The organism is Mailhella massiliensis (genome assembly GCF_020741395.1).
Lineage (GTDB): Bacteria > Desulfobacterota > Desulfovibrionia > Desulfovibrionales > Desulfovibrionaceae > Mailhella > Mailhella massiliensis_A.
In genome coordinates this window covers 1-7,323 of the sequence record NZ_DYZA01000115.1, presented here as the reverse complement: position 1 = coordinate 7,323, position 7,323 = coordinate 1, and the positions used below count along the sequence as shown (strand labels likewise).

9 protein-coding genes are annotated in these 7,323 nt (G+C 60.9%); all 9 read left to right on the top strand.

From position 1 onward, the window contains the following. Positions 1-502: hypothetical protein (locus tag K8W16_RS05985; RefSeq protein WP_304122079.1), on the top strand; the 502-nt coding region annotated here is incomplete at its 5' end. Beyond that, a complete protein-coding gene (locus K8W16_RS05980; protein WP_304122077.1) occupies positions 499-2,283 on the top strand; it encodes a phage/plasmid primase, P4 family in 1,785 nt (594 codons plus the stop codon). The genes K8W16_RS05985 and K8W16_RS05980, both read left to right, overlap by 4 nt. Before the next feature lie 381 nt (positions 2,284-2,664). Beyond that, positions 2,665-4,119, top strand: coding sequence for a primase-helicase zinc-binding domain-containing protein (locus K8W16_RS05975; protein WP_304122076.1), 1,455 nt, complete (start codon positions 2,665-2,667; stop codon positions 4,117-4,119). Continuing rightward, positions 4,112-4,312: a hypothetical protein gene (locus K8W16_RS05970; RefSeq protein ID WP_304122074.1), complete on the top strand. Its 201-nt coding sequence runs from the start codon at positions 4,112-4,114 to the stop codon at positions 4,310-4,312. The genes K8W16_RS05975 and K8W16_RS05970 overlap by 8 nt, the downstream gene beginning before the upstream one ends. Further along, positions 4,309-4,884 (top strand): hypothetical protein, encoded by a 576-nt coding sequence (locus tag K8W16_RS05965; protein ID WP_304122072.1) that lies wholly within the window; start codon positions 4,309-4,311, stop codon positions 4,882-4,884. Before K8W16_RS05970 ends, K8W16_RS05965 begins: the two co-directional genes overlap by 4 nt. Continuing rightward, complete coding sequence (locus K8W16_RS05960) at positions 4,865-6,661, top strand: terminase gpA endonuclease subunit (RefSeq protein WP_304122070.1); 1,797 nt, start codon at positions 4,865-4,867, stop codon at positions 6,659-6,661. The genes K8W16_RS05965 and K8W16_RS05960 overlap by 20 nt, the downstream gene beginning before the upstream one ends. Further along, positions 6,661-6,849 (top strand): helix-turn-helix domain-containing protein, encoded by a 189-nt coding sequence (locus tag K8W16_RS05955; RefSeq protein WP_304122068.1) that lies wholly within the window; start codon positions 6,661-6,663, stop codon positions 6,847-6,849. The genes K8W16_RS05960 and K8W16_RS05955 overlap by 1 nt, the downstream gene beginning before the upstream one ends. Further along, complete coding sequence (locus K8W16_RS12380) at positions 6,833-7,108, top strand: Lar family restriction alleviation protein (protein ID WP_369694460.1); 276 nt, start codon at positions 6,833-6,835, stop codon at positions 7,106-7,108. The genes K8W16_RS05955 and K8W16_RS12380 overlap by 17 nt, the downstream gene beginning before the upstream one ends. After that, positions 7,105-7,323, top strand: a 219-nt coding sequence (locus K8W16_RS12375; RefSeq protein WP_369694459.1) for a DNA cytosine methyltransferase, incomplete at its 3' end; no start/stop codon positions are given. The genes K8W16_RS12380 and K8W16_RS12375, both read left to right, overlap by 4 nt.

Here is a 7,323-nt window from a genome sequence, read left to right as displayed (position 1 = left end):
GAGGAAAACAGCGGGCATGCCGCCTGTCTGCAAAACAAGCATGAGAAAAGGCGCGCCGTCAGGACGCGCCTTTTCTCATGGAGAAGGCCTCCGTTTCGCGGGCAGAACGTCTTATACGTTGAACAAAAAGTCCTATACGTTAAAAAGGAAGTTCCTGTTTCAAACTACGTGTAATATTTCAATAACTATTGATAGAAATAAACAAAATCCTGTCCATGCATCGGGAGGTCATCTCCCCTATATCTCCCCACTCAGTGTGGAGAGTTATGCTTTGCCGAAGGCAAAGCTGGGGGAAGTAATCCGACTTCGCTCCCCCCTTTCCCCTGTAAAAAATATATCTGGCCATAGTGTCATAGCGTCCTGTCGTCAATCTTGGGTCCTTTCCGGACCTGAACGTATGCGGGGGCTTGCCGAGCGCGAAGAGTGCCAGAAATTTTTTGAAAATAAATCTGAAATTTGGAAAGCCGGCTGTGTCTCCGTATGTGAGGAGGTGGCGGCATGAGCGACCATCAGAATGGCACCCCGAACTCTCCGAAGACTCCAGAAGAGATAGCCATAGAAAGGGCGAATAGATTTTTGCTCCAGGACTCGGCACAGGCGCCCCAGGAACCGCAGGCTCCGAAGGAATGGCTGAAGGGCGAGATCATCCGGGCGGAAGTGCAGCGCAAGGCCGAGGAAGAGGCGGCCAATCTGGCCAGGCTGAAGGCGGAGGCCGGAGCATCATCCGGGCAGCGTCGGGGAGACAAGGACGCCGAGACCAGGCAGCGCTTTGTGGAAGACTGCGCCGAGGCCGGGCAGAAGGGCTCCGGCATTCTCTTCAATGCGCTTTGCCGCGGTCAGCTCATCTTCGTTCCCGAGTGGGACAGCTGGCTGGAATGGAAAGGGCAGTTCTGGTCCAGAATATGGCCGTTCGAGGCGGCCTCCCGTGTGGAGAACGTAGCCCAGGCCTATCTGGAAGGCGCGGATCGGCTGAGAGGCATGGCTGCATCGGCACGGGCGGAAGACGATCAGGAACAGGCCAATCAGCTGGATGCCCGCGGGCGCAAGCTCAGACAGGCGGCCGACAAGCTCCACCAGAAGCAGGGCATCAATGCCTGTCTGGATCTGTCCCTTTCCCATGAAAGCCGCTTGACGGTTCCCGGTGTACGGCTGGACGCGGACAACTTCGCCATCGTGGCGAAGAACGGCGTGGTGGACATGCGTTCCGGCATGCTGCGGCCAGGCAGACCGGAGGACTACTTTTCCCGCCACTGCACTGTGGAATGGCAAGGGCTGGATGCCCCCTGCCCGAAGTGGGAACAGATGCTGTTCGAGATCTTCGGGGAAGATCCCGAAGTCCTGCACTACATGCACAAGCTTCTGGGCATGGCTCTGTGCGGGGAGATATCGGAAAAGATTTTCGTGGTTCTTCTGGGCGCGGAAGGCGACTCCGGCAAGACGACTATTTTTGAAATCATTTATGAGCTTTTTACCGGCAGCGACGGCACCAGTGAAACCGGTTATGCCGCGCCCATGCCGGTAGAGATGCTGCTTGACCAGGGCACACCGCAGAACCCGAATGCCCCCACGCCGGCCGTGCTGGAAATGAAGGGGCAGCGTATCATGTGGGCCTCGGAACCGGGAGAGAACAGGCGCTTCTCGGTGGACAAGATCAAGCTCATGAGCGGCGACGACTCCCTGGTGGGCCGTTCTCCCTATGACAAGGGCAATACCAAGTTCCGGCCGACTCATACGCTTTTTCTTTTGACCAACCACAAGATGCACGCCGGAGACAACGATTCCGCCTTCTGGAAACGCATCAAGCTGGTGGTGTGCCCATTTTCCTTCGTGTCCGAGCCCGATCCGAACAATCCTTTGGAGCGGCAGGTCAACAAGAACCTCAAGCGGGAGATTCTTGCTGCGGAAGCTTCCGGCGTCCTGGCATGGCTTGTGCAGGGCTTTCAGCTCTATGAGATCGAGGGGCTCATACCGCCCGAGAAGATACGCAGGGATACCGAAGCCTACCGCAGGGAGGAAAGCATAGTTCTGCAGTTTGCGGACGCCTGCCTGGAAGCGGACCCCGAAGCGCCGCGTCTGGCGGCCGCGCATCTTTATGCGGTGTTCAAGGCGTGGTTCGAGGACAAGATGAGCCGCAAGGGCTGCCCCTCCATAACTACCTTCGGAAAGTTGGCCAAGCGTACCATTCGGAGCGAGAAGGCAGGCGGCCGTGTCTGGTATTACGGCTACCGCTTCAACGAGCAGGCCGAACACGACTACCCGAAAGAGGTGCAGGACTATGCTTAACTTGAAGCATTACTTGAACTCTGTGCCGGGGCATGACACTTCCATGATACTGCCAAGACACTACTGTCATGGTAAGTTTTTCAGGGAAAACGCATGGTTGGGGTATAAACATGACAGTATGACAGTTTTTCCCGTAAAAGTCCCTACGCGCGCGTGCATATATGCGCGCGCATATACATACTGTCATACTATCATATTTTTAAAGAAAAAAGGTAATAACTATCATAAAAGAATAGACTTTTCAGCCATGACAGTTTCGGAGAAAAGTATCATGGAACTGTCATGGCACCATCATGGTGTCATGGCCGAGGCTCTGGCGGCGGCTTTTCTGCATATCATCATGGCCTGCCTGCTTGCCTGGCGGATGTGGGGAGGTGCGGCATGCTGACCGTTACCGACCTGTACACGGCGCGGGGCCTTGCGCTGAAGAGCAAGGGCCGCAACAGCCGCGGCACGGAGTTTGCCGGGCCGTGCCCTCTCTGCGGCGGCAGAGACCGTTTCCTCGTATGGCCCGAGCAGAACGACGGTCGGGGCTCCTACAGCTGCCGTCAGTGCGGCATCAGCGGCGACGTCATCCAGTGGCTCATGGACGTGGAAGGCATGACCTTCCGGCAGGCGGCGCAGGCCGTCGGCAGGGCGTGGGAGAATCGCCCGGTGAAAAGTGCGCCTCAGGAGCCGCAGAAGCGCGAAAAGACTCCCGCGCGGCTCGATGCTCAGGCAATGCCGGAACCGGCGCGTAACGCCGCCCTGTGGCGTGCGGAAGCCGCGCATTTTATCGAATCCCGGCATCAGGCGCTCTGGGCGCAGGCGAAGGCCCGGCAGTACCTGGCGGCGCGCGGACTGGATGAAGTCGCCGTGCGGGAATACCGGCTCGGCTGGCAGGGCGGAGAAAACGGCCGCGCGCACATCATGCGCCTGCGCAAAAACTGGGGCCTGCCGGAAGAAGCGCCGCGCGAACCCGGCGGCCGTGTGCGCCGGGCCATGTGGATTCCCCGCGGCATAGTGATTCCCTGCCTCGCGGCAGACGGCGGCGTGGAGCGCATCCGCATCCGCCGCCCGGATGCCGACAGAAAAGCAACACTCCCGAACCTGAAATATTACGTCATGCCCGGCAGCGGCGGCGAGCCGCTTTTTCTGCCCATGAAGCCGGGCACTTTCCGCAGAACTCCGGCCTGCGTGGTGGTGGAGGCCGAGCTCGACGCTATGCTGGTGCACCGGGCCGCCGGGGAATGCTGTTCCGTTCTGGCCGTGGGAACGGCCCACCTTCGGCATTTGCCCGCCGGACTCATGGAAGAGCTGAAACGGCTGCCCGTCATTCTTGTGGCCATGGACGTGGACGCCAACGGTGCGGGCGGCCGCGGCTGGGAACTGTGGCGGGAGACCTTTCCGCAGGCGGTGCGCTGGCCGTGCATACACGGCAAGGACCCGGGTGAGATGTTCCAGGCGGCGGTGCCGGGGCACGGTCATGACGATGTTCGGGACTGGGTGCTGGCGGGGCTTCCCCCTCTGTACGCCGCGGCCGCCGTGCGTGGGAAAAGGGAGGAGTCCCGGCCGGCGCAGCCTGCCCCGGAGCCCGAAGAGCCGCCAGCACGCCCGGAGCCGTCTTTTCCTACGCATCCGGTGTGGGATTTGAACGGCTACTACATGGGCGCCGATCTGGTGCGCGAGTGCCTGCGCGCCAACGGTCTCACGCTGGTTCCCGCAGGCGGCGACGTGAGAGTGCGCGGCGCTGACCGGCTGCCGGACAGGGAATATGTGAAGCTGCTGCCGTTTCTCCGGCGGCATCGGGACTACATCGACGAGATAGCCGGAAGAATGGAGGGCGAACATGTTTAAGCCGAGAGACCGCAAGGGAAGGAGAAACGGGGAGCACGACCCGCGCTTTCATGTGGCAAAGGACGCTCTGTACCTGCACAAGTGCCACGACTGCGACAGAAAGACCACGGACTACCGCTGTCCGGCCTGCCTGAGAAAGTGGCGGCTGAAAAACGGCGTGTACCTGAACGCCGACGACGAGGAGGGCTTATGACTCAGGCGGCAACTACCTTCCGCACGGCGGCCGATGCCGTGGAATGGCTGAAGATGCAGGGCTATAAAATCAGCGCTCCGCAGTTCTCCCGGCATTTCAGGGCCGGAAAGATTGCCCGCGACGGCGACGGATTTTTTACGGCGGCGGCGCTTCTGGGCTATGCCGCGGCTCAGCTTCAGCCCGTGGCCCGCATCGACGATGCGGAGAGCCGCAGCGTGGCGCTCGGCAAGATGAGCGCGGATTCGGAACTCAAAACCGTGCGGGCCGCCCGTGAACGCCTGAAGCTGGAAAAGGAGCAGGGCAAGCTCATGAGCGTGGAGGTTCACGAGCAGGACCTTGCCGCCCGTGCGGTGTTCTTCAAATCGGAGGTGCAGAGCTTCATTCACCGCAAGGCCGGGGAAATCATTGCACTTGTGGGCGGGCGGGAAGAAGCCGTGCCCGAGCTTGTCGCGTGGTGGGAAGAAGCCACGGCGGACTGGTTCGACGCCTGGAGCGATGAACAGGAATTCGTGACGCAGGACGGCGACGCCGCCGAAGACGCGGAGGCCGACGATGAAGCTCTCCCTGACTGAAACGGAGCGGCGCATATTCCGCAAGCGTGAAATTCCGCCGGTGTCGCGCTGGGCGGCGCAGCATCTCATTGTGCCGGACGGCCCCTATGCCGGGGCGCGGTACCGGCGCGACGTGAACCCGTACCTGGCGGGCATCATGGATGCCTTTTCCGAGCGCAGCGTGGAGGAAGTGGTGGTTTGCGGCGCTCCGCAGACGGGCAAGACGCTGTGCCTGTACGCCTGCCTGTGCTGGTGCATCGACTACCGTCCGGCGCCGCGCATGCTGGCCATGCCGGACGACGAAACTCTGGCCCGCGTGGTGGAAGCAAAGTTGAAGCCAATGTTCCGCAAAACGCGGCCCGTGCGCGAGCTTCTCGGCAAGAGCAGGGGCGGCCGCACGGGCTTTGCCGACGGCACGGCCCTGTACCTGTCCAGCGCGGCCAGCGCCAGCCAGCGCGCGTCTATTTCCGTGCAGGATCTGTTTCTGGACGAGGAAGCCCTGTTCCGTGCGTTTGCGGGCCACGGCGACCCGGTGACGGACTTTCGGGAAAGAACTCGCTCCTACCCCTACACGCACAAGATCATGCGCATCAGCAAGCCCGTGGGTGATGAAAACACCACGATATGGGCCGACCTGGCCGCCATGGACGAGGTGCGCCGCTACCGGGTGGTGTGCCCGGCCTGCGGGACGGAACAGGTGATGCAGCCGGAGAACATCATTTCCGAGCACGGCGTGAAGGACCCCGTGCGGGTGCGGCGCGAAAAGCTGGGGCGCTACCGCTGCCCGCACTGCGCCTATCACTGGACGGACTACGCCCGCGACCAGGCCGTGGCGCGCGGCCGCTGGGAGGCGGACAATCCGCTTCCTTCTCCCCACCGCGTGGGTTTCCATCTTCCGGCCTACCTTTCCGCCGCTGTGTCCCTTTCCGAGATACGGGCGGCGCAGCTGGAACTGGAAAAAACGGACGATGCCGACGCCCATCAGGCCTACGCCAACGGCATGCTGGCCATGCCGTACACGCCTGTCATCGCCAAAACGAGCGAGGCGGAAGTGCTGGAACTGGTGGACCGCGAGCTTGCGCCCTGCACGGTGCCTGCCGGATATCGGGCGGTCACGCTCGGCATCGACATGCAGAAGGTCGGCTTCTGGTACATGGCCGTTGCCTGGACCGGGAGGCTGGACGGCGCGGTCATCGACTACGGCCGCCTTCAGGACTGGGAGGAGGTGTACCGCAAGGTCTTTGAAACGGAATACGCGGTGCAGGGGCAGGAAGACCCCGTGCCCGTGTGGCGCGCCGCGCTCGATACCGGCGGCGGTCTGGAAGGGGATGCCATATCCCGCACGGAACAGGCCTATGACTTTTTGCGGCGGTACGGCATGGGCGTGCTGTGGGGCACCAAGGGCGCGAGTCATCGGCAGAGCATTCCGGTACACTGGACGCTCCTGGAACGTATGCCGCAGAGCCGAACCGCCATTCCCGGAGGCCTGCGCCTGTACCTCATAGACACCGACTACTTCAAGACCTGGGCGACGGCCCGCCTTCAGCCCGGAAGCCGCCAACCCTTCCGCCTGCATGCCGGATGTGATGAAGCCCTGGCCAGACAGCTCACGGCGGAACAGCTGGTGCGGGAGAAGGGCAAGCGGGTGTGGAAGCAGCGGCGCAAGGACAATCACTGGTTTGACTGCCTGTGCCTGTGCACGGCCGCCGCACATTCCACCTGGACGCCGAGCCTTTCGCGCATACTGGAAGCCGTGGAAGAGGAAGAACCCGCGTTTGCCGAGCGGAAGGGGGCGTGATGCAGCTTGTGGGAATGAAGGAAATATGCGCGCACATGAAGCGCAGCGAGCGCACGGTGCGCAGGCTGATACGCCTGCACGAGCTCCCCGCCGTGAAGATTGAAGGCGAATGGATATCGGACAGCGAGCTCATCAATGTGTGGCTTCGGGAAAAGATAAGGGACGGAAAGCATGGGAAAAAGAAGTGACCGCAGGGCCGAGGCGGAAAAGAAGAAACGCGTGCGGATTACTTTGAAAAGTTGCCCCTTCTGCCATGGTGCTGCTGAAATAAGAGTAGCCAATGATATCAGCGGAGGAGGGCTTTTTGTTTTCGTTGAATGCAGGATATGCGGCTATGCGCAGAGCCCGGAATGGATACCGTCTACTGTGCGGAGTATGCGCCGGACCATAGTACGGCAGGAAAGGTTGTGGAACAGGATGATAATGGAGGATGAGTTGTCAGAATGAAGTTTTTTCGCTATGACCCCCCGTATAGTGCAGGTTTTTTCATGAAAAGCAGCCCCGAATCAACATCGTTTTCTTCTCCCTCTGTTACCCTGTCCGCTGTGGATTTTTTCTGCGGGGCCGGAGGGATGACTCATGGACTTCGACTGTCGGGCATTCATGTACTTGCGGGAATCGATAACGAGGAACAGTGCAGACAGTCCTACGAAAAGAATAAT